Source organism: Sporosarcina sp. So3-204 (assembly GCF_058068165.1).
Genome location: NZ_CM176485.1, coordinates 3,172,577 through 3,196,094 on the forward strand (window position 1 = coordinate 3,172,577; position 23,518 = coordinate 3,196,094).

Below are 23,518 nucleotides of genomic sequence, written 5' to 3' on the forward strand. Positions count from 1 at the left end.
CCCTATCAAATAATCTCTTTTTTATATGGTAAAACGGTATCCGAATAAATCTCCGTCGGATATTCTCCAGTGAAACAAGCCAAACATTGACCACAATTTTTTGTTTTATCTGGACGCCCTATTGCATTTATCATTCCTTCAGGAGATAAGAATGTTAGTGAATCTGCTTCGATTATTTCACAAATTTCTTCAATCGTTTTCCCAGTTGCAATTAATTCAGAATCCGTACTAATATCCACTCCGTAAAAACATGGACTAACAAGTGGGGGGGAAGCAATCACAACATGCACCTCAGTCGCGCCCGCCTCTTTTAACATATTAACAATCCGTTTAGATGTTGTTCCGCGCACGATGGAATCATCAACCATGACTACTCTTTTCCCGTTCACGACTTGCTGTACAGGAGAAAGTTTCATCTTAACGCCTTGTTCTCGTAACTCCTGCGATGGTTGAATAAAGGTCCGCCCCACATAACGGCTTTTGATCAACCCAAGTTCATATGGAATTCCACTCTCTTCAGAAAATCCAATAGCTGCTGAAATACTTGAATCAGGTACACCAGTTACAACATCTGCTTCAATTTTCATTTCACGCGCAAGCTGTTTACCACAACGCTTTCTTGCCATGTGAACGTTAATATCATCAATATTAGAATCCGGTCGTGCGAAATAAACATATTCCATCGAACAAATCGCACGGTCAGCGGCTGGCGCAAAGCGATCCGAATGTAAACCTTTATCATTAATCGTAATCAGTTCACCCGGCTCAACCGAACGGACTGTTTCTGCACCAATAATATCGAAAGCACATGTCTCAGATGCGACCACCCATGCATTACCTATTTTCCCTATTGATAGTGGACGAAGACCATTCGGATCCTGTGCAATCATTAATCCATCATCTGTTAAAATGACAAACGCAAATGCACCTTTAAGCATCGCCAACGCTTTCTTCACACGATCGCGTTGATTTAAAGAACCACTACTTTTTTTAATTAAATGCGCTAAAACCTCTGTATCCGAATTAGTCTGAAAAATACTACCTTGACGTTCAAGATGCTCCCTTAATTCAACTGCATTTACAATGTTCCCGTTATGAGCAACGGAAAGACTTCCAGTTGTTGAACGGAAAACGAGTGGTTGAACATTCTCAATGCCACGACCATTCTCTGTTGAGTAGCGAACTTGTCCAATTGCAGAGTTTCCTTTTAAATCATTTATTCCATTGCCAGAAAATACATCATTGACTAGACCTTCGCCTTTAATTACATGAAATTTACTACCTTCTTTAGTAACAATTCCGGCTCCTTCTTGTCCGCGATGTTGCAATGCGTGCAGACCATAATAAGTGATCTGCGCCGCATCTACACGACCCCAAATACCGAACACGCCGCACTCTTCGTTTAAACCTCTGAGTTCAGCAAGCATTGAATAGCTCCCTTCCAAGCAGAACGGAATTCTTCCACAGATCCATCTATAAGTACTGCATTTTCATTCCCATTAATTACAACACGATTAGTTGCTGTTACGAGACCAATCTTCAACGCATCTGTCACTGCTTTTTCAAACGCAGCAACATTCTCTTCTTTAACAGTTACAAGGAAACGAGATTGTGTTTCGCTGAATAAAGCAGTAACTGGTGATTCAGATAGTGTTACCTCTACACCTAAACCTTCTGCACCAAACAATGTCTCACAAAGTGCGATTGATAATCCACCTTCTGACAAGTCTGTTGCTGATTCGACTAGATGGTTTTGAATTGCGGCTAAAAGTGTTTGTTGACGAGCTGCTTCAACATCTAAGTCAATTGATGGGGCTTTCCCTGAAATCTTACCATCCAACATTTGTTGAAGTTCACTACCACCGAAATCAAGTGCTGCTTCACCAATAACATAGATAACATCTGAAGCATTTTTTGCCTCTGTTGTAATTACATGCGACAAATCGTGAACGAGCCCAACCATACCAATCGTCGGTGTCGGATAAATCGGAACGCCATTTACTTCATTTGATAATGAAACGTTTCCACTAATTACAGGTGCGTTCAATTTAATACACGCCTCAGATATACCATCTGCAGCTTTCTCAAACTGCCAAAATACTTCTGGCTTGTCCGCACTACCAAAGTTCAGGCAATCCGTAATCGCAATAGGCTCTGCTCCAGAACAAATTAGATTACGAGCAGCTTCTGCAACTGCAATTTTACCGCCTATTTCTGGATCCAAATAAACAAAACGTGAATTACAGTCAGACGTCATCGCAAGACCTTTATTCGTTCCATCCACACGAATGACACCTGCAGATGACCCTGGAGCTACGACAGTATTGCGTCTTGCATGTGTATCAAACTGATTATAAACCCACTCTTTAGAAGCAATAGTTGGACGCTTTAATAGCGCTTTTAATGTTTCACCTAAATCATCTACAACCGGCTCAGTCATTTCCATCGCTTGAAATTCTCTATAATAAGCAGGTTCCTCGGATTTCTTATGATAAACCGGTGAGTCTTCAGCAAGTGCATCGGCCAACACTTCCGCTACAACTTCCCCTTTATGAAGAAGACGAAGCATTTTATCGTCAGTTACTGTACCAATCGCAACAGCCTCAACACCATATTTCGCAAAAAGATCAGTAACTTCTTGTTCACGGCCTTTTTTCACAACAATTAACATACGTTCTTGAGATTCAGATAACATCATTTCATAAGCCGTCATACCTTCTTCACGTTGCGGTACAAGGTCTAGATTCATCTCTACACCATGTCCAGCACTGGAAGCCATCTCAGCTGATGCAGACGTCAAACCAGCCGCTCCCATATCTTGTATCCCGATAAGCATATCTGTTTTAACAAGTTCAAGACAGGCATCCATCACTAATTTTTCTAGGAACGGATCCCCCGCTTGCATTACAGGTAACTCTGCATCTTCATCTACTGTAAGTTCGACAGAAGACATCGTCGCCCCATGAATACCGTCGCGTCCTGTAGTCGCGCCAGCATACATAATGATATTACCAACACCTGCCGCAACACCTTTTTGAATGTCTTCATGATTTAATAAACCAACAGCCATTGCATTTACAAGTGGGCGTTTTGAATAACAATTATCAAATTGTACTTCTCCTGCAATTGTTGGAATTCCAATCGCATTTCCGTAACTCGCAATACCTGAAACAGCTTTTTCAAATAAAAAGCGATCCCGCGCATCCGTTAAATCTCCGAAACGGAGTGAATTAACAAGTGCTACTGGTCGAGCTCCCATTGAGAAGACATCACGTAATACTCCACCTGCTCCTGTTGCAGCACCGATGAAAGGTTCAATTGCTGACGGTGAGTTATGGGATTCCATTTTAAATACAGCTGCTTGATTGTCTCCAATATCAACGATACCTGCACCTTCACCTGGACCTTGAAGAACACGTTCACCAGATGTTGGAAACTTACGAAGGACTGGTTTAGAGCTTTTATATGAGCAATGTTCAGACCACATTGCAGAGAATAAACCCGTTTCAGTATAATTCGGAAGGCGACCTAACATATTTACAGCGCGTTCAAATTCCTCTTCAGTCATACCCATTTGAAGATATAGTTTCTCGTCTATAATTTGTTGAGTGTTCGGTTCATGCATTGCTGACATTTTTTTCACTCCACCCTTTTAAGATTGATTTAAAGAGAGATAACCCATCTGTTCCTCCGATAATTTCTTCGACTGCACGTTCAGGTAATGGCATAATGCCTAGTACATTTCCTTGTTCATTTAGAACACCAGCAATATCTGCTATACTGCCGTCACCATTTCCATCTACATATGTAAAGGCAATTAAATTATTTTCTTGAAGTTCAAGTACAGTTTTTTCATCTACATAATAATTCCCAAATTGATGTGCGAATGGAATTGTAATCTCTTGATCCTTATCGTATTGAGATGTAAAAGCTGAGTTAGCGTTTTTAACAGATAACTTAGCTCTTCCAGACCTGAATTTGAGTCCTTCATTCAGAATAAATGCACCTGGTAAAATATTAACTTCTGTTAGAATTTGAAAACCATTTCCAACACCTAAAACTGGCTTACCCGAGGCTGCGAATGTTACTAAACTTTCAATAGCAATAGAACCTTTTGCAAGTGCACCCGGGCGAAGATAATCGCCATAAGCTGCGCCGTGTGGAATAATTACTGCATCAAAATCTACGAGCTTATCAGCCTCTAAATGCCATATATATTCAACTTCTTCTCCAAGAACAACACTAATCGCGTGGTGCATATCGATGTCACAACTTGATCCCGGGAAAACTAGAATAGCGAACTTCATTTGCTCGCAACCTCCCCGATTTCGTAACGGTAGTCTTCAATCACTTTATTAATAAGTAGCTTATCGCACATCTCTTTAACACGTGCATCTATATCTATCGTTTTTCCATCAATCTCAAGTTCAATAAGTTTACCAATGCGAACACCTTCAACTTCTGTAAATCCTAAGTTTTGAAGCGCATCTTTAGTCGCAATCCCCTGTGGATCTACTACACTTTCACGAAGCGTTACATATACATTTACTTTAGTCATTTTTTTTCCTCCTAATGGAATGATATTAAATTAATTAATATTGGGGTTCTAGAATAACTATTCATCAAATGCTTTTAATTAGTCCAAATTCCAGTTGATTCAATTTCCTCTAAGGTCTTATCAATGTCGTTCGTCATTATTGTTACATGACCCATTTTACGTTTTTCTTTAGCATCTGCTTTACCATATAGATGAAATGACCAATCCGGATAATCCGTAACAACTTTGGATAGCGGTTCTACATGTTCACCTAGTATGTTTACCATTATGCTTGGTCCCCATAATTTAGGTTTCCGAAGAGGCCAGCCACAAATTGCTCTAATATGTTGATGGAACTGTGATATATTACAAGCCTCAATTGAATAGTGACCTGAGTTATGTGGCCGTGGTGCTAGTTCATTAATGACTATTTCTCCATCTGGTAATACGAATATTTCGACAGCCAGTGTGCCAACTAGTTGTAAGTGATCTGCAATTTTCAAAGCAGCTGCTTCAGCTTTCTCTAAAACAAATTTATTTACTCGAGCAGGTACAATTGATTCATGTAAAATATGATTTACGTGAATGTTTTCAGCAATCGGTAAACAATAAGACTCACCAGCCGCATTGCGTTGAATAATGACAGAAATTTCTTTATCAAATGGAACGAACGCTTCAGCGATACAAGCCGAATGAGTGAATAACGATTGTGCTTCTTCAAGCTCTTCAGCAGATTCCAGTTTTACTTGCCCTTTACCGTCATAACCACCAAAAGCTGTTTTCACTATACAAGGATAACCAACTACATCTATTTTATTTTTTAATTCTTCGAACGTCTGTGCAGTAATATAGTTAGCTACTGGAGCACCCGAAGCTGTAATTTCTGCTTTTTCATTTATTCGATTTTGTGTGATTCGTACAAGTTCAGCCCCTTGTGGAACATTTGTGGATTCACATAATTTCTTCAAGCCTTCATAGTCAATATTTTCAAACTCATATGTAATCACGTCGCTCACATCACTTAATTCTTGGAGTGCCGCTTTGTCATTGTAAGAAGCAACTATGCAAATATCTGCAATTTGTCCACAAGGCGAATCTTTAGTAGGGTCTAATACAGCAATCTTAAAACCTGCTTCTTTAGCTGCCATACCCATCATTCGCCCAAGTTGACCACCACCGATAATACCAATCGTTTGACCTGGAAGGATTGTTTTCATAATAACTCATCACTACTTTCAATAGAGACGTTGCGCATTTCCATTCGACGTGATTGAATACGACTTTGCAAATCAAAATCCGTTATCGCTAATATTTGAGCAGCAAGTATACCGGCATTCGTCGCTCCAGCTTTTCCAATTGAAACTGTTGCAACAGGAACTCCGCCTGGCATTTGTACAATTGACAGTAGAGAGTCCATTCCATTAAGTGCTTTCGATTGAACTGGAACCCCAATTACAGGAAGTAATGTTTTGGAAGCAACCATACCCGGAAGATGAGCTGCCCCTCCTGCACCGGCTATAATGATTTTTAAACCACGCTCTTGTGCGGTATCGGCATATTCAAACATTAAATCAGGTGTACGATGTGCAGAAACAACTTTCTTTTCATATGGAACCTCAAGTTCATCTAAAATATCACATGTATGTCTCATTGTTTCCCAATCGCTTTTACTGCCCATAATAACGCCAACTTTAGGCTCCACTAAATATCCGCTCCTTTTTTAATTAAAAAAATCCTCGAATAACCTACTTTTCATCTAGCATGAAAAGCAGAGTATTCGAGGAAGTATTAATATGCGTTAAGTTGAGTGTACCCATCGGCCAGTTCACACCTTCCGCAATAATTCCTGAAAGTCGCTTTCCCGCATAGTCCAGACATTAAGGTGTCTTGGTAGAAACACTGTGGCCAATTCCACAGTATATATGGGGATCTAATACCTTATTTACTCTTATTATTTTAACAAGTGAAAAGACATACGTCAACAAAAACCGAACGTTTATAAGTTTCTTTTTTAGATCGTTCGTCTTTTGTTTGTTTATTTTTCTATTAACACACCACTAAACCTAATGATTTGTTGAATTGGTATATCTTCACCATTTACCTCCGCAAATACCGGTATTTCTTTTTTACCTGTAACAGAATATCCTTCGCTTGCGATTCTGTTTAAACAGTTACTAATAGTTTCACCTTCAGACACTTCAAACCACACTGTTTTATTTGGTTTCATTTAAATAACTTTCCTTTTCTAACAGATTTAACCCAAAATCCACCATGGATTGTCTTTGGCTCATAAGAAATAATAAAAGCTTTGGGATCTAATTCCTTTATTTTCATATAAAGCTTCAATTCATATTTACGAGGCGTTAGGATTTGCATAGCAGACCGATCTCCGTCTAGTCCACTTGCGGACCAATTAGTCACGCCATAACCACTTTCACGTAGGATTGCAGGTAATTTGTTATTTACATCTGCAGTAATTACATTGACAGTAATATAGCCAAGCGCCATCTTTTCTTCAATCTTTGTCCCAATAACTACACCACAGCCGTAGCCTATTGCATATGCAACTAAGTTTTGAATCTCATTTAGATTATCTAGCACTAACCCTAGTCCAATTACGTAGATAACAACTTCAACCATACTTACACCGGCCGCTATATACCTATATCCTTTAAGTGTTAAAATCATGCGTACGGTAAAGAATGTGACATACACTATATTGATGGAAAATATTATTAAAACCATTTGCAAGATAACCATTCCTTTCCGTATTTAATTAGCGTATCTTGAAAACAAGAAGACTTCAAGTATTAATGATTTTATATGATAAAGTATTGTTTTTTTGTTAATTAGAAATTCATTTTTTAAAAAAATTGAGAAATGTAATTTGTTTTGATTACAATATATTCTCGTTTTTACTTTCATCCATCCTTAGAGTTTAAGAAATAATTCTTTATAAACAAAAAAAGCCAATACCAGTTAAGGTAATGACTTCTTTAGTGCATGGCAACGTCCTACTCTTGCAGGGGGAAACCCCCAACTACCATCGGCGCTGAAGAGCTTAACTACCGTGTTCGAGATGGGAACGGGTGTGACCTCTTCGCTATCGCCACCATACTTATATTGAAAGAATTTAATTGTTCTTTCAAAACTGAATAAAACAGGTAATCTTCACAAATCAGGGGAATCAGCCCACTTACTTATTACGTTATTTGGTTAAGTCCTCGATCAATTAGTATCCGTCAGCTACATACGTCGCCGTACTTACACCCCGGACCTATCAACCTCATCATCTCTGAGGGACCTTACTTACTTGCGTAATGGGAAATCTCATCTCGAGGGGGGCTTCATGCTTAGATGCTTTCAGCATTTATCCCGTCCACACGTAGCTACCCAGCTATGCCTTTGGCAAGACAACTGGTACACCAGCGGTGTGTCCATCCCGGTCCTCTCGTACTAAGGACAGCTCCTCTCAAATTTCCTGCGCCCGCGACGGATAGGGACCGAACTGTCTCACGACGTTCTGAACCCAGCTCGCGTACCGCTTTAATGGGCGAACAGCCCAACCCTTGGGACCGACTACAGCCCCAGGATGCGATGAGCCGACATCGAGGTGCCAAACCTCCCCGTCGATGTGGACTCTTGGGGGAGATAAGCCTGTTATCCCCGGGGTAGCTTTTATCCGTTGAGCGATGGCCCTTCCATGCGGAACCACCGGATCACTAAGCCCGTCTTTCGACCCTGCTCGACTTGTAGGTCTCGCAGTTAAGCTCCCTTATGCCTTTGCACTCTGCGAATGATGTCCAACCATTCTGAGGGAACCTTTGGGCGCCTCCGTTACTCTTTAGGAGGCGACCGCCCCAGTCAAACTGTCCACCTGACACTGTCTCCTGCCCCGATAAGGGGCATGGGTTAGAAGTCCAATACAATCAGGGTAGTATCCCACCAACGCCTCCTCCGAAGCTAGCGCTCCGGATTCTAAGGCTCCTACCTATCCTGTACAGATTGCATCAGAATTCAATATCAGGTTACAGTAAAGCTCCACGGGGTCTTTCCGTCCTGTCGCGGGTAACCTGCATCTTCACAGGTACTATAATTTCACCGAGTCTCTCGTTGAGACAGTGCCCAGATCGTTACGCCTTTCGTGCGGGTCGGAACTTACCCGACAAGGAATTTCGCTACCTTAGGACCGTTATAGTTACGGCCGCCGTTTACTGGGGCTTCGGTTCAAAGCTTCGCTTGCGCTAACCTCTTCCCTTAACCTTCCAGCACCGGGCAGGCGTCAGCCCCTATACATCACCTTGCGGTTTTGCAGAGACCTGTGTTTTTGCTAAACAGTCGCCTGGGCCTATTCACTGCGGCTCTCTCGGGCTTTAACACCCTACCAGAGCACCCCTTCTCCCGAAGTTACGGGGTCATTTTGCCGAGTTCCTTAACGAGAGTTCTCTCGATCACCTTAGGATTCTCTCCTCGCCTACCTGTGTCGGTTTGCGGTACGGGCACCTCCCGCCTCGTTAGAGGCTTTTCTTGGCAGTGTGAAATCAGGGACTCCAGGGAATAATTCCCCTCGCCATCACAGCTCAATGTTATAGAAATGGGATTTGCCTCATTTCACACCTCACTGCTTAGACGCGCATAACCAACAGCGCGCTCACCCTATCCTACTGCGTCCCCCCATTACTCAAACGGCGGGGAGGTGGTACAGGAATATCAACCTGTTATCCATCGTCTACGCCTTTCGGCCTCAACTTAGGTCCCGACTAACCCTGAGCGGACGAGCCTTCCTCAGGAAACCTTGGGCATTCGGTGGAAGGGATTCTCACCCTTCTTTCGCTACTCATACCGGCATTCTCACTTCTAGGCGCTCCACTAGTCCTTACGGTCTAACTTCGACGCCCCTAGAACGCTCTCCTACCACTCACATCTAAGATGTAAGTCCACAGTTTCGGTGCTCTGTTTAGCCCCGATACATTTTCGGCGCAGCGCCACTCGACCAGTGAGCTATTACGCACTCTTTAAATGGTGGCTGCTTCTAAGCCAACATCCTGGTTGTCTGGGCAACGCCACATCCTTTTCCACTTAACAGAGACTTTGGGACCTTAACTGGTGGTCTGGGTTGTTTCCCTCTCGACTATGAATCTTATCACCCACAGTCTGACTCCCAAACATAAATCATCGGCATTCGGAGTTTGTCTGAATTCGGTAACCCGGGATGGGCCCCTAGTCCAAACAGTGCTCTACCTCCGAGATTCTAAAGTTTGAGGCTAGCCCTAAAGCTATTTCGGAGAGAACCAGCTATCTCCAGGTTCGATTGGAATTTCACCGCTACCCACACCTCATCCCCGCATTTTTCAACATACGTGGGTTCGGGCCTCCAGTAAGTATTACCTTACCTTCACCCTGGACATGGGTAGATCACCTGGTTTCGGGTCTACGACCTCATACTAATTCGCCCTATTAAGACTCGCTTTCGCTGCGGCTCCGCATTCTCTGCTTAACCTTGCATGAAATCAGTAACTCGCCGGTTCATTCTACAAAAGGCACGCCATCACCCGTGACTCTCCCGAAGGAAAGTCAACAAGGGCTCTGACTACTTGTAGGCACACGGTTTCAGGATCTATTTCACTCCCCTTCCGGGGTGCTTTTCACCTTTCCCTCACGGTACTGGTTCACTATCGGTCACTAGGAAGTATTTAGCCTTGGGAGATGGTCCTCCCGGATTCCGACGGAATTTCACGTGTTCCGCCGTACTCAGGATACATGCTGGAGAGAATGAACTTTCGACTACGGGGCTATTACCCGCTACGGCGGACCTTTCCAGGTCGCTTCGCCTAATCCATTCCTTTGTAACTCCGTATAGCATGTCCTACAACCCCAGGAAGCAAGCTTCCTGGTTTGGGCTGTTCCCTTTTCGCTCGCCGCTACTCAGGGAATCGATTTTTCTTTCTCTTCCTCCGGGTACTTAGATGTTTCAGTTCTCCGGGTTTGTCTCGATTACGCTATGTATTCACGTAAACGTACTACTCCATTACGAGCAGTGGGTTTCCCCATTCGGAAATCTTCGGATCAAAGCTCACTTACAGCTCCCCGAAGCATATCGGTGTTAGTGCCGTCCTTCATAGACTCCTAGTGCCAAGGCATCCACCGTGCGCCCTTTCTAACTTAACCAAAAAATAGGTCTTAACGTCGCATTGCGTCGCTAATTCTTATCTTTTAAATAAACGTGATTTTACAGCGATGTAAAAATCAACGTTTCGTAAAAAGGTCATTCTTTAAAATAAACAAAAACATGTTTATCATAGATAAACGAAGTTCTGTTTATTTTGGTTGATTCTTGATTTGTTACAATTATTGTTTTATCCAGTTTTCAAAGAACAAGTTTTGAATTATTATTAGTAACCATAAAGACACAAAAAATGGTTTTATGGCCAATTAATTAAAAAAATCTTAATTAATCTTTAATAAACCTTCAAAACTGAACGCAAAACGTCGATTTTCCGTATGCCTAGCTTTCATACACCAGTGGTGTAATCCGACTATGGACATATATCCTTAGAAAGGAGGTGATCCAGCCGCACCTTCCGATACGGCTACCTTGTTACGACTTCACCCCAATCATCTGTCCCACCTTCGGCGGCTGGCTCCCCTAAGGGTTACCTCACCGACTTCGGGTGTTACAAACTCTCGTGGTGTGACGGGCGGTGTGTACAAGACCCGGGAACGTATTCACCGTGGCATGCTGATCCACGATTACTAGCGATTCCGGCTTCATGCAGGCGAGTTGCAGCCTGCAATCCGAACTGTGAACGGTTTTATGGGATTAGCTCCCCCTCGCGGGTTGGCGACCCTCTGTACCGTCCATTGTAGCACGTGTGTAGCCCAGGTCATAAGGGGCATGATGATTTGACGTCATCCCCACCTTCCTCCGGTTTATCACCGGCAGTCACCTTAGAGTGCCCAACTTAATGATGGCAACTAAGATCAAGGGTTGCGCTCGTTGCGGGACTTAACCCAACATCTCACGACACGAGCTGACGACAACCATGCACCACCTGTCACCACTGTCCCCGAAGGGAAAAGTATATCTCTATACCGGGCAGTGGGATGTCAAGACCTGGTAAGGTTCTTCGCGTAGCTTCGAATTAAACCACATGCTCCACCGCTTGTGCGGGTCCCCGTCAATTCCTTTGAGTTTCAGCCTTGCGGCCGTACTCCCCAGGCGGAGTGCTTAATGCGTTAGCTGCAGCACTAAGGGGCGGAAACCCCCTAACACTTAGCACTCATCGTTTACGGCGTGGACTACCAGGGTATCTAATCCTGTTTGCTCCCCACGCTTTCGCGCCTCAGCGTCAGTTACAGACCAGAAAGCCGCCTTCGCCACTGGTGTTCCTCCACATCTCTACGCATTTCACCGCTACACGTGGAATTCCGCTTTCCTCTTCTGTACTCAAGCCTATCAGTTTCCAATGACCTTCCCCGGTTGAGCCGGGGGCTTTCACATCAGACTTAACAGGCCGCCTGCGCGCGCTTTACGCCCAATAATTCCGGACAACGCTTGCCACCTACGTATTACCGCGGCTGCTGGCACGTAGTTAGCCGTGGCTTTCTAATAAGGTACCGTCAAGGTACGGGCAGTTACTCCCGTACGTGTTCTTCCCTTACAACAGAGCTTTACGATCCGAAAACCTTCTTCGCTCACGCGGCATTGCTCCATCAGACTTTCGTCCATTGTGGAAGATTCCCTACTGCTGCCTCCCGTAGGAGTCTGGGCCGTGTCTCAGTCCCAGTGTGGCCGATCACCCTCTCAGGTCGGCTACGCATCGTTGCCTTGGTAGGCCATTACCCCACCAACTAGCTAATGCGCCGCGGGCCCATCCTGCAGTGACAGCCGAAACCGTCTTTCAGAGTTCGTCCATGCGGACGAACTGATTATTCGGTATTAGCCCCGGTTTCCCGGAGTTATCCCCATCTGCAGGGCAGGTTGCCCACGTGTTACTCACCCATCCGCCGCTAACAAAACTTTGAAGCAAGCTCCAAAGTTTGTTCGCTCGACTTGCATGTATTAGGCATGCCGCCAGCGTTCGTCCTGAGCCAGGATCAAACTCTCCATAATACTGGCTAGCCGATACGCAGCACATTGCGTTGTCAACTTCTCTCACTCCGTCAGTCACGTACTAATGTACGTTCCTTCCTTCGCTCAATCGCTTCCTAGCACTGCACTACGTCTCGACCGCCAGAACAAGAAGAAAATGAAAGCTCATTTCTTTTTGCTGGCATTAATAGTTGTAGCGTTAACTACGTCTATTGAATGACAATTTTGTTTCATATAGAAACGTTTATACTCAAGTGCGCCGAAGCGTCCTGAGTTATTAATCATATCGTGTAAACACGAATGACTTATATCGACGTTTTGCTGTTCAGTTTTCAAGGTTCATTTATTTGTCGAAGAATGTCGTTAATTGCTCGTCCTCTTCGGCGTTCATTAAATATAACAGAGTGTGATTCGAATGTCAACAATTACTTTTAAAAAGTATTGTTCGAAACGCGTTCGTCTTTCTAATGAAATCTAATCATAACATATGTGATAAATAAGTCAAGCCAAAAAACATAATGTTTAAGATAGATTTTATTCAAGTTAACATTTCATGCTTTTATCCCCATAGATTAAACAACTGTATTCAAAACTCTACTATAGAGTATCACTACATGCCCATAAAAAAAACGTAGTCCCCTTCGCGATCAGGAACTACGTGTTAAAACTAATTCTGTTTAATAAAGATGAAGTATAGTATAAAGATGATAAACAAACCATACATAATAGGATGTATTTCTTTCCTACGACCACTTAATATCATTGTAATAGGATAAAAGACAAAACCAACCGCAATCCCAGTAGCAATACTATAACTAAGTGGCATGACGATGATTGTAAAGAATGCCGGAACAGCTATTTCAAAACGATTCCATTCAATATTCCCTAAAGTAGATACCATTAGAACACCTACTATAATTAATGCAGGCGCAGTAACTGCAGGTGTAATGACTAGCAAAAGAGGCGAAAAGAAAAGCGCAAGCAGAAACAGTAATGCAGTTATAACAGAAGCGAAACCAGTTTTGGCTCCAGCGGCAACCCCAGCTGTTGATTCTATATACGAAGTTGTCGTTGATGTTCCTAAAATGGCCCCTGATACTGTTGCAAGTGAATCTGAAATCAATGCTTTACCAGCACGTGGCAACTTATTATCCTTCATAAGACCGGCCTGATTTGCAACTGCAACTAGTGTGCCTGCAGTATCAAAAAAGTCTACGAATAAGAATGTAATGACGATGACTAAAAATTGCGCTGTGACCAATGAAGCTGGATCATCAAAAAATACATCAAACGCTGCTCCAAAGGTTGGTGATATAGGAGGTACTTTATCAATAATTTTATGAGGAAGCTCAATTAGTCCAGTAGTCATTCCTAAAACGGTAGTTGCAATCATTCCATAAAATATTGCTCCTCCAATTTTTCGCACCATTAAGATAACAGTTAAGACAAGACCAAAAATCGCAAGTAACGTCGATCCTTTTGATAAATCGCCAAGACCGACTAATGTATTAGGGTCGCCTACAATTATTTCTGCATTTTGGAACCCAAGAAACGTTATGAACAGACCTATTCCTGCTCCTACTGCATATTTAAGCTGGGCGGGAATGGCATTTATAACCGTCTCCCTTAATCCAGAAAGTGATAATATGATAAAAATAAGTCCAGAAAAAAGTACTCCAGTTAACGCCGTTTGCCATGGTATTCCGTATCCTAATACCACCGTGAATGCAAAAAATGCATTTAAACCCATACCAGGCGCCAGTGCAATAGGATATTTCGCAATAATACCCATTAATAAAGAGCCAATAGCTGCCGCAACTGCTGTCGCAACAAACACAGCACCTTTATCCATCCGCATTGCATCCGGTAAATCTGGTACCGCTTCAAGCGATAACATAATAGGGTTTACTACTAAAACATAAGCCATAGCCAGAAATGTAGTTAAACCACCAATTATCTCCTGACGATAACTTGTCCCTAACTTGTCAAACTCAAAATATTTCTTCATGAATATCTTCCTTTAATTCTTATTTTTTGAATTTAAAAAAGCATATGACATTAAGCCATATACTTTTCCAATATAAACTCTTTCGTAAATAAAGTATTCTTTTAGTTACATACGGAGTTATTGTAATTGATTTAAGTTGTTAAGTACAATGGAAGTTTGAATTTAGTGCGTTCGCATCCGTTTGAATTTAGTGCCATTCAAACTGGGTAGGAATTATTAAATTCATGGTAATTTGAATTTAGAGCGTTCGCATCCGTTTGAATTTAGTGCCATTCAAACGGATGCGAACTAAATTCAAATTTATTCAAATTTATTTAAACTTACTCCCACTCTATTGTTGATGGTGGCTTGCTCGTAACGTCGTAAAGAACGCGGTTAATATTTGGAACCTCTGAAGTTATTCTAGCACTTACCTTTTGCAGAACATCCCAAGGGATTCTTGCCCAATCCGAAGTTACGCCGTCTACTGAGTTAACTGCACGAATACCAATTGCATATGCATAAGTACGTTTCCCATCAGTCATACCAACACTTTGAATATTAGGTAGTACTGTGAAATATTGCCAAATATCACGATCAAGACCAGCAATTTTAATTTCTTCACGTAAAATCGCGTCTGATTCACGAACCATTTCTAGCTTTTCATCAGTAATTTCTCCAAGAACACGTACACCTAAACCTGGACCCGGGAATGGTTGACGCCAAACGATTTCATCCGGCAAACCAAGTTCAGTACCTAATGCACGTACTTCATCTTTAAATAAAGCTTCAAGTGGCTCAATTAGTTCGAAGTCCATATCTTCAGGTAATCCACCTACATTATGGTGAGATTTAATTGTTTGTGCTGTAGCCGTTCCACTTTCAAGGATATCTGTGTATATAGTTCCTTGCGCAAGGAAATCGATTCCGTCAAGTTTCGCTGCTTCATCAGCAAATACATAGATGAACTCGTTACCAATCGTTTTCCTCTTAGTTTCTGGGTCAGATACACCGATTAATTTATCAAGAAAACGTCTTTGTGCGTCAATTTTAATTAAGTTCATATTAAACTGCTCACCAAATGTTTTTACAACGCCATCTGCTTCACCTTTACGAAGAAGTCCGTGGTCAACAAAGATACAAGTCAACTGGTCACCAATTGCTTTATGAAGTAAAGCCGCAACAACTGAAGAATCGACACCGCCACTTAGCGCCAAAAGGACTTTTTTGTCACCGACTGTAGCACGAATTTTTCCGATTTCGATTTCTGCGAAACCTTTCATTGTCCACTTTTCTTTCACTCCACACATTTCAAAGATAAAATGCTTAAGGAAGTCATGTCCATGTTCAGAATGAAGGACTTCAGGAAGAAACTGTAAACCGTAAATATGGCGTGAATCATCGCCAATTGCAGCAATTTCACAGTCATCACTACTTGCAAGTGTTTTAAATCCTTCTGGTAATGAAGCAACACAATCTCCATTGCTCAACCAAACAGCTTGTTTTTCAACTAAGCCTTTAAAAAGAGTAGAAGTTGTATCTAAAGTCACTTGTTCTGTACTATAAGTACGTTCTCCAAGTTTCTTACTAGTTCCCTCAAAATGATTAACGATAAGTTGCATACCGTAACAAATACCAAGCAATGGAATACCCGCTGAAAAAATTTCTGGATCGATGCCATAAGCATCTTCTTCATTAACAGAAACTGGTCCACCTGATAAAATAATTCCAACAGCATTCATCTTTTTGATTTCTTCTGCTGTTGTTGTATGTGGGTGTAATTCACTATACATTCCCAATTGACGAATCGTGCGGGTGAGGAGCTGGTTATATGGGCTACCATAATCCAAAATCACAATTTTTTCTTGTTCAATTAATAAAGGAGCTGTTGACATAAACTCCACCTCTTCCTCATTATTCCAAGATTGCTTACTATAATTATTCAAGTCATTTCCGTTAACTTAAAACAATCGATATGCGTACTATCAAAGCAATTCTTTTACTAATCTTACTTCTAAAAGTGCAGAAAATCAATTCGTAGTATTAATGATTAAATGTTCCCACACCTTCTGTAAGCGTTGCCAATCGTGGCTTACTTTATCCTCACCGTATATTCCTATTTCATATGCATTTGTAAATTCTTTCATCATTTGTCCATCCAGATGCGCATCAACACGGATTGCATAAACAGACAACGTTTCACCACTCTGTCGTTTTATTCCGCAACGCTCCAATTGCTTTAAAAGAATCTTAAATTTTTTCTCGAATGTATTCCAATTTACAATTTGTGCACTTCGATTTAAAACTAGGATTTTCGGAATCCATTTTCTTCTATAACTATAAAGGACAACACAAATAACTATTAATCCGATACCGAAACCCATTACTTGCCATAGATTACTACGTAACGACGGCCCTAGAGAACCTAACATTTTATATAAATCAAACTCTTTTTTCTTTTCCACTATTTTTTCTGTCTTCTCGAGTTCAAGTCTTTTCTGTTCAGGCATTTCTTCCACTTCAGGATCGTTCGCTTCTAGCTCGACATCATAATCAATACTTGCTGGACCTGAAAAGCCAATTGTCGGTTCAAATGGCATCCAACCAATTCCAGGCATATAAGCCTCTACCCATGAATGTGCTTCATTATTTGTAATTTTATACACACGCTCATCATTCGCATTCCGTCCAAGTTCACCTGGTGCAAAACCTTTTACCCACCGTGCCGGTATACCAAGTGTTCGTAGCATTACGACCATTGAAGTAGAAAAGTTATCACAATACCCTATCTTCGTATCGAATAAAAACTGATCGACATAATCGTCCTCTTCATCAGGTATCGCTACTTTTTCTCGGTCGTATTTAAAACCACTTCTGCCATAGTAGCGCTCAATCGCTTTTGTTTTATCATAAACACTTTCAGTTGACTCAGTTATTGTTAAAGCTAATTCAGCGACTCTAATAGGAAGTTCCTCCGGCAACTGCAAATAGTCCGCAAAGTTATCTTCCTCTTCATTAAATGAATCCATTTTTGTCGCCCGTAAAGCTTTTAAACTAAAATCATGGTCGGTATATTCTACTTCGTAAGATGGGAGTGCGTAAGCTTCATCTTCAGCTTCAGTTAAATAATGACCACTTCCCTTTAAATAAAGAAAAGTAATATCTTCAGTAGTATTCACTTTCGACATTCCGTAAGGGTAAACTAGAAACGGAAACTTCTCAAACAAATTAATTTCTACCAATTTATTTTCTTCGTTTTCAATATTTCCATTTGATACATACTCGCCCATATTATGCCCAGAACTATAAATTGTAACATCTGAATTATCCATGGGCGCCCAACCCTTGGATGTATACGTGTTTTTCGTTTCAATTTTCCAATATTGTTTTTTATCAACAACCGACTCAAAAACGAGTGTATCATCTTCCACAAATGGACCACCCAACGTCGAGTCATCAGGGTCATAACCGCTTTTTGCTATACCAGATTCAGCAACTTTATCTGAACCATCTACAGCAGCCTGCAAATAAGGAACCGGATCCGGCCACACAGGACCACGTTTAGGCAATAAAACTACAAATAAAATACTTACAACAACAATTAATAAAAGCGGAATCGACATTGACACCAAAACCTTTAAATTAAGTACTGTATCATGCCTGTCAGCAAGTTTAATAATATAGATATAACCAATGAGCAATAGCCCTGTTACCATAATTCGAATGATAGCGCCACTAGCTGAATATGCAGTAAATGTATCAATAATAGCAATAAAGATGACAGTAGAAATATAAAAAAACAGGACCGTCTTCTTCGTTTCAATCCAATAACTTAGAAGATATACCACCATCCAAAGTAATACAAAAAATAAAATTGTTCTAAAAGGATTTGAAATGCTTTCCCAATCACCGCTGACAATAATAGAATAGTTCGATAATAAATCTTTTATTATAAGATTGGCTATTTTAAAATTAGGTATTATTGTTTCAAAATAAATAGGGTGGATAACCCAAAAAATATATAATGCTTTTAGAGTTAGAGATAACCACCATTTACTTCCAATTGACTTTAATAAAAATGACAATATAATAAAATATAAAAAGAGCGATAAACCGCCCGTCTTTGTAAGCATCATAACGGGAATTAACCATTCACGAAGCAAAATAAAAGTAAATATATAAAGGATTAATATCAGCAACTTATTCATTCGTTTTTCACTCATAGGCTTGTCACCTCTTTAAACGCTTCTGAAAATCGTTCCTGTGTTAAAATATGTACAACAATTCCCTTCGTTTTTGCAAATTCAACTTTCCTTAAAAAATCAATTTGCTGTGAATCTTCCTTTTTTATTACAGCAAAACAAATAATAGACGATGTACTTTTAACATTTTTAACAATTGATTCAAGAAATGTCCAATTCGGACTTCCTGTAACGACAATAGTACTTCCACCTGTTTGGAACATACTTCCGTAGTTACCCGTTTTTGTTGTTAATTCTTTTTCAGAAGGTTTTATTTTAGCTAAGTGAATTTGCGCTTGCCTAAAATCTTCCTCAAATTGAAGCGACGGAAAAGCTGTATGACCATCCCCAATTGAAAGAAAATCCGTAGTTATCTGCTGTCTTGATACATCTTTCAAAATCGAAGCCGCCAAAGTAACTTGCTCCTCAAATGATTTGGATGGGCGACTATCAAGAATAATCGTTAGTTCTCGTGACCTCTTATCTTCAAATTCCTTTGTCATTAATGTCTGCGTACGAGCGAATGATTTCCAATGAATCCATGACATACGGTCGCCTGTCTGATAATCTCTTACACCTGTAGCTAAGTTCATATCCTTTATTAAATTAAAAGGTGCAGTCATCATGCCTTGTTCATTTTGGGTACCTGCCTCGGTGTAATGAATTTCCGCAGTTTTTGGATACACCAATAAGGTAGTGGACATCTGAACGAAGCGAGTTTTACGAATCCAACCAAAAAAATCAGATACCTCAATGTTTATCCCTTCAATGACATGTTCTCCACGCGGCACCTGATTAATTTCATAGTGCCAAGTTATTTCTCTCCGGAAGCCTATTAAAAACAACTTATTTCGTGTTTCTTTTGCCAAGAATGGTTGACCTTCATCTCGCCACTTCTCGGATATGACAGTATATAAAAGTGGGAAATGCCATTTCCTTTTAAAGCTTATTGCTACGACGAGCTTTCCGCCATTTTCTATAACTGGAACTTTAATAACTCTACCTACTTGGATGTCTATAAGCGGATATATAAATAATAAAATGGAATATAAAACGAATGGTAAGATACTATAAAAAATTGTCCAACTCACTTGCCCACCTTGAAACATCGCAAAGACGAATGCAGATATGAGAACGAACCAAACAAATAAGAAACGACCGATACTAGAAAAACGTTTTAGAGTCCTCTTCATTCAAGTGCAACCTTATCAATCGGCACTTGCACTCTGACTATAATCCGATCAATAATTTCCGCAGTCGTAATCCCTTCATATTTTGCTTCAGGACGTAAAATCATGCGGTGTTCAAATACAAATGGTGCTAAATATTGAACATCATCTGGCGTTACATACGCTCGCCCTCTCATCAGAGCATAGGCCTGACAAGACTTCATAAGTGCTAGTGACCCCCGTGGACTCACACCTAAATATACATAAGGGTTCGTTCTTGTTTCATTAACAAGCCTAACAATATAAGACTTTATAGTATCTCCTACAATCACGTCTTTTACGGCACTCTTTAAAACTTTTAACTCTTCGATTGACAGAACTGTTTCTAGTTTATGAAAAGAGATTTCTTTTTCTGCACGATTTAACACTTCAATCTCCTCAAGTACTGTAGGATAACCCATTTTCAACTTAAATAAAAAACGATCGAGTTGTGCTTCTGGTAACGGATATGTACCTTCATATTCAATCGGATTTTGTGTTGCCATTACAAAAAAAGGTTGTGGAATCTGCATTGTTTCTCCATCTATTGTCACAGTTGACTCTTCCATTCCTTCAAGTAGCGCAGACTGTGTTTTAGGTGATGTTCGATTTATCTCATCCGCAAGAACGATGTTCCCCATAATAGGACCTGGTCTAAATTCAAACTCCATCTCTTTTGGGTTATATATAGATACACCAAGAACATCTGATGGCAATAAATCCGGCGTAAATTGAATGCGCTTAAAGTCTGCACCGATTGATTTCGCTAATGCTTTTACCATCATTGTTTTTCCAACGCCAGGAACATCCTCAAGTAAAACATGCCCACCCGCGAGAAGTGCGAGAAGACTTAATTCTGATATATTCCGTTTACCAATAATTACTTGTTCAATATTAGCTATAACTTTTTCGATCATTTCTTTATAATTCATTTTCAACCCCCTAAATATCTAGTAATTACTATTTGGCGGAAAATTTACACAATCAATTTTATAATACAGGATATACCATTCCTCTTCAACTTAAGGACAAAAAAAGACCCCTCGAAAGGAATCTTCTACTTCCAAAAATCATCAAATATCGTAATCGGCATATGCCTCTTATGAGCAGAACGAAGATAATAGCTTTCAATTCGCTCACGCGGCTCTTGAGGAACTTCTTTTCCTTCTAAATAATCATCAATATAATCATATGTCACACCTAAAGCTAACTCGTCAGCAATTGCTGGGCGATCACCTTCGAGATCTGCAGTCGGAACTTTTAAATACAGATGTTCAGGGCACCCTAACGCCTGAAGTAATTGCTTGCCTTGTCTTTTATTAAGTCTGAAAATAGGCATTAAATCTGCACCGCCATCACCAAACTTTGTATAAAATCCTGTAATTGCTTCAGCCGCCTGATCGCTTCCTAGGACAACACAATTATGCATTGCTCCGATGCTATATTGGACTTTCATTCTTTCACGAGCTTTTTCATTGCCCTTTGCAAAATCTGTAAGAGTCACGCCTGCAGCTAACAATGCTCTTTCACTAGCATCAACAGATTCTTTAATATTTACCGTATAACACTTCGAAGGTTGAATAAATTCAAGCGCGTCTTGACAATCATCTTCGTCAAACTGCATGCCATATGGTAGTCTAACCGCAATAAAATCATAATGCTTGGATCCATGCTCACTATTTAATTCGTCGATAGCTAGTTGCGCAAGTTTACCAACTAGCGTCGAGTCTTGCCCACCTGAAATACCAAGTACAAAACCACTTAAAAAGTCATATCTTTTCGCATAGTCTTTCATAAAGTCAACGGATTTCCGGATTTCTTCATGAGGATCAATTACAGGTTTAACTTTTAACTCTGCAATGATTTTCTCTTGGAGCTTCATTATGCCACCTCCTTATTTATTACTAAAGTTCTCTACCATTTCTTGGACTTCTTCAATATTCCGCATTTTATTATCCCAACACTTTTGACTTAAATCTACGGGATATTCTTCCGGATTTAGAGAGCGCTTATATTCATCCCATAATAAATCCAGGTTTTCTTTCGCATAGTCAGTCATTTCTTTAATTGAAGGATTTTCATAGATAACCGTACCCTCTTCAACAACTTTTACATGTAAATCCTTCGCTTCAAAATTTGTTACGAACTTTGATATGAACGTATGAACAGGATGGAACATTTTAAGACGCTTCTCAGATACCGGATCCTCATCATGCATAGTAATATAATCACCTTCTGCCTTACCATTTTCTTTATCAATAATTCGATATAGTTTTTTTCGGCCAGGTGTGGTTACTTTTTCTGCAGTTGATGAAATTTTAATCGTATCTTCCATTTCACCAATTTCATTTTCAATGGAAACGACTTTGTATACTCCACCAAGTGCCGGCTGATCGTATGCAGTAATAAGCTTTGTACCAATTCCCCAAATATCAACTTGTGCACCCTGTGCTTTCAAGTTTAGAATTGTATACTCATCTAGATCATTAGAAACAACGATTTTCGCATTCGGGAAACCTGCTTCATCTAACATTCGACGCGCTTCTTTCGATAAGAATGCAATATCGCCACTATCCAAACGAATTCCAATAAAGTTAATGCCATCGCCTAATTCTTTCGCCACTTGAATAGCAGTTGGTACGCCGATTTTTAATGTATTATATGTATCCACTAGAAAAACACAATCTTTATGACGCTTTGCATAAGAATGGAATGCTTCGTACTCACTTTTATACGCTTGTACGAGTGAGTGGGCATGCGTTCCCGAAACAGGAATGCCGAATTTTTTGCCCGCTCGCACATTACTTGTAGCATCGACACCACCAATAATCGTTGCACGCGCACCCCAAATTGCTGCATCCATTTCATGTGCACGGCGTGTCCCAAACTCTAAAACCATTTCATCCTTCACGACTTGTTTTATCCGACTCGCTTTAGTACAAATTAGCGTCTGGTAATTAACAATATTCAAAAGTGCCGTCTCTAATAGTTGCGCCTCTACTAAAGGTGCTTCCACGCGGATAATTGGCTCATTCGCAAAGACAAGTTCTCCTTCCACCATTGAATAGACATCACCCGTAAAACGAAGCTCTTTTAAATATGAAAGGAAATCCTCTTTAAAACCCAATTCCTCTTTTAAATAAGCTATATCACTATCACTAAACTTAAATTCTTTAAGATAATCTAGAATCCGTTCAAGACCGGCAAATATCGCATAGCCATTACCAAACGGCAATCTTCTAAAAAATAATTCAAAAACCGCTTTTCGATTATGAATACCATCGGCCCAATAGGATTCAGCCATATTTATTTGATAAAGATCCGTATGTAAAGCGTAGCTATCATCTGCATAATTTGAACTCATGTTAGTCTCCTTCTTCCAGTTACTAAGTGTTGACCATTATACACCATCTACCCTAAAACTAATTATGTTTAACATTTTAATTAGGAAAC

The 23,518-nt window shown here is 40.5% G+C and carries 15 protein-coding genes, 3 rRNA genes and 1 riboswitch; all 18 genes read right to left on the reverse strand.

Annotated elements, in window-relative coordinates:
* Positions 1–5: 5 nt before the first annotated feature.
* The 18 genes from purF to AC3RV6_RS15770 all read right to left on the reverse strand — a co-directional run bounded on the left by purF (position 6) and on the right by AC3RV6_RS15770 (position 23,429).
* The gene (gene purF, locus AC3RV6_RS15685; protein ID WP_489746906.1) at positions 6–1,427 is read right to left on the reverse strand and encodes an amidophosphoribosyltransferase; all 1,422 of its coding nucleotides are present in this window, start codon (positions 1,425–1,427) and stop codon (positions 6–8) included.
* A complete protein-coding gene (gene purL, locus AC3RV6_RS15690; RefSeq protein ID WP_489746907.1) occupies positions 1,403–3,634 on the reverse strand; it encodes a phosphoribosylformylglycinamidine synthase subunit PurL in 2,232 nt (743 codons plus the stop codon). Before purL ends, purF begins: the two co-directional genes overlap by 25 nt.
* Positions 3,618–4,307 carry a phosphoribosylformylglycinamidine synthase subunit PurQ gene (gene purQ / locus AC3RV6_RS15695; RefSeq protein ID WP_489746908.1) on the reverse strand — a complete coding sequence of 230 codons (690 nt, stop codon included), beginning with the start codon at positions 4,305–4,307 and terminating at the stop codon, positions 3,618–3,620. The genes purL and purQ overlap by 17 nt, the downstream gene beginning before the upstream one ends.
* Complete coding sequence (gene purS / locus AC3RV6_RS15700) at positions 4,304–4,558, reverse strand: phosphoribosylformylglycinamidine synthase subunit PurS (protein WP_489746909.1); 255 nt, start codon at positions 4,556–4,558, stop codon at positions 4,304–4,306. The genes purQ and purS overlap by 4 nt, the downstream gene beginning before the upstream one ends.
* Before the next feature lie 74 nt (positions 4,559–4,632).
* On the reverse strand, positions 4,633–5,757 hold the full coding sequence (gene purK, locus AC3RV6_RS15705) for a 5-(carboxyamino)imidazole ribonucleotide synthase (RefSeq protein WP_489749286.1): 1,125 nt from the start codon (positions 5,755–5,757) through the stop codon (positions 4,633–4,635).
* A complete protein-coding gene (gene purE / locus AC3RV6_RS15710; RefSeq protein ID WP_489746910.1) occupies positions 5,751–6,239 on the reverse strand; it encodes a 5-(carboxyamino)imidazole ribonucleotide mutase in 489 nt (162 codons plus the stop codon). The genes purK and purE overlap by 7 nt, the downstream gene beginning before the upstream one ends.
* A 144-nt stretch (positions 6,240–6,383) precedes the next feature.
* Positions 6,384–6,483: riboswitch (purine riboswitch) on the reverse strand.
* Positions 6,484–6,572: 89 nt separating this feature from the next.
* On the reverse strand, positions 6,573–6,764 hold the full coding sequence (locus AC3RV6_RS15715; protein ID WP_489746911.1) for an NETI motif-containing protein: 192 nt from the start codon (positions 6,762–6,764) through the stop codon (positions 6,573–6,575).
* Positions 6,761–7,282 carry a DUF2179 domain-containing protein gene (locus tag AC3RV6_RS15720; RefSeq protein WP_489749287.1) on the reverse strand — a complete coding sequence of 174 codons (522 nt, stop codon included), beginning with the start codon at positions 7,280–7,282 and terminating at the stop codon, positions 6,761–6,763. The genes AC3RV6_RS15715 and AC3RV6_RS15720 overlap by 4 nt, the downstream gene beginning before the upstream one ends.
* 256 nt (positions 7,283–7,538) lie before the next feature.
* Positions 7,539–7,654: ribosomal RNA gene (rrf, locus tag AC3RV6_RS15725) — 5S ribosomal RNA — on the reverse strand.
* Between the two features lie 95 nt (positions 7,655–7,749).
* A 23S ribosomal RNA gene (locus AC3RV6_RS15730) occupies positions 7,750–10,705 on the reverse strand.
* Between the two features lie 388 nt (positions 10,706–11,093).
* A 16S ribosomal RNA gene (locus AC3RV6_RS15735) occupies positions 11,094–12,650 on the reverse strand.
* The 16S, 23S and 5S rRNA genes sit together here, the layout of an rRNA operon.
* Before the next feature lie 646 nt (positions 12,651–13,296).
* Positions 13,297–14,637: an NCS2 family permease gene (locus AC3RV6_RS15740; RefSeq protein ID WP_489746912.1), complete on the reverse strand. Its 1,341-nt coding sequence runs from the start codon at positions 14,635–14,637 to the stop codon at positions 13,297–13,299.
* 320 nt (positions 14,638–14,957) lie between these two features.
* The gene (gene guaA / locus AC3RV6_RS15745; RefSeq protein ID WP_489746913.1) at positions 14,958–16,511 is read right to left on the reverse strand and encodes a glutamine-hydrolyzing GMP synthase; all 1,554 of its coding nucleotides are present in this window, start codon (positions 16,509–16,511) and stop codon (positions 14,958–14,960) included.
* Positions 16,512–16,646: 135 nt separating this feature from the next.
* Positions 16,647–18,839 carry a DUF4129 domain-containing transglutaminase family protein gene (locus AC3RV6_RS15750; RefSeq protein WP_489746914.1) on the reverse strand — a complete coding sequence of 731 codons (2,193 nt, stop codon included), beginning with the start codon at positions 18,837–18,839 and terminating at the stop codon, positions 16,647–16,649.
* Entirely contained in the window at positions 18,836–20,050 is a 1,215-nt protein-coding gene (locus tag AC3RV6_RS15755) for a DUF58 domain-containing protein (protein ID WP_489746915.1), read from the reverse strand. The genes AC3RV6_RS15750 and AC3RV6_RS15755 overlap by 4 nt, the downstream gene beginning before the upstream one ends.
* Positions 20,047–20,997, reverse strand: a complete 951-nt coding sequence (locus AC3RV6_RS15760; RefSeq protein WP_489746916.1) for an AAA family ATPase — start codon at positions 20,995–20,997, stop codon at positions 20,047–20,049. The genes AC3RV6_RS15755 and AC3RV6_RS15760 overlap by 4 nt, the downstream gene beginning before the upstream one ends.
* Before the next feature lie 125 nt (positions 20,998–21,122).
* On the reverse strand, positions 21,123–21,947 hold the full coding sequence (gene nadE, locus AC3RV6_RS15765; RefSeq protein ID WP_489746917.1) for an NAD(+) synthase: 825 nt from the start codon (positions 21,945–21,947) through the stop codon (positions 21,123–21,125).
* 12 nt (positions 21,948–21,959) lie between these two features.
* Positions 21,960–23,429 carry a nicotinate phosphoribosyltransferase gene (locus tag AC3RV6_RS15770; RefSeq protein WP_489746918.1) on the reverse strand — a complete coding sequence of 490 codons (1,470 nt, stop codon included), beginning with the start codon at positions 23,427–23,429 and terminating at the stop codon, positions 21,960–21,962.
* Positions 23,430–23,518 lie beyond the last annotated feature (89 nt).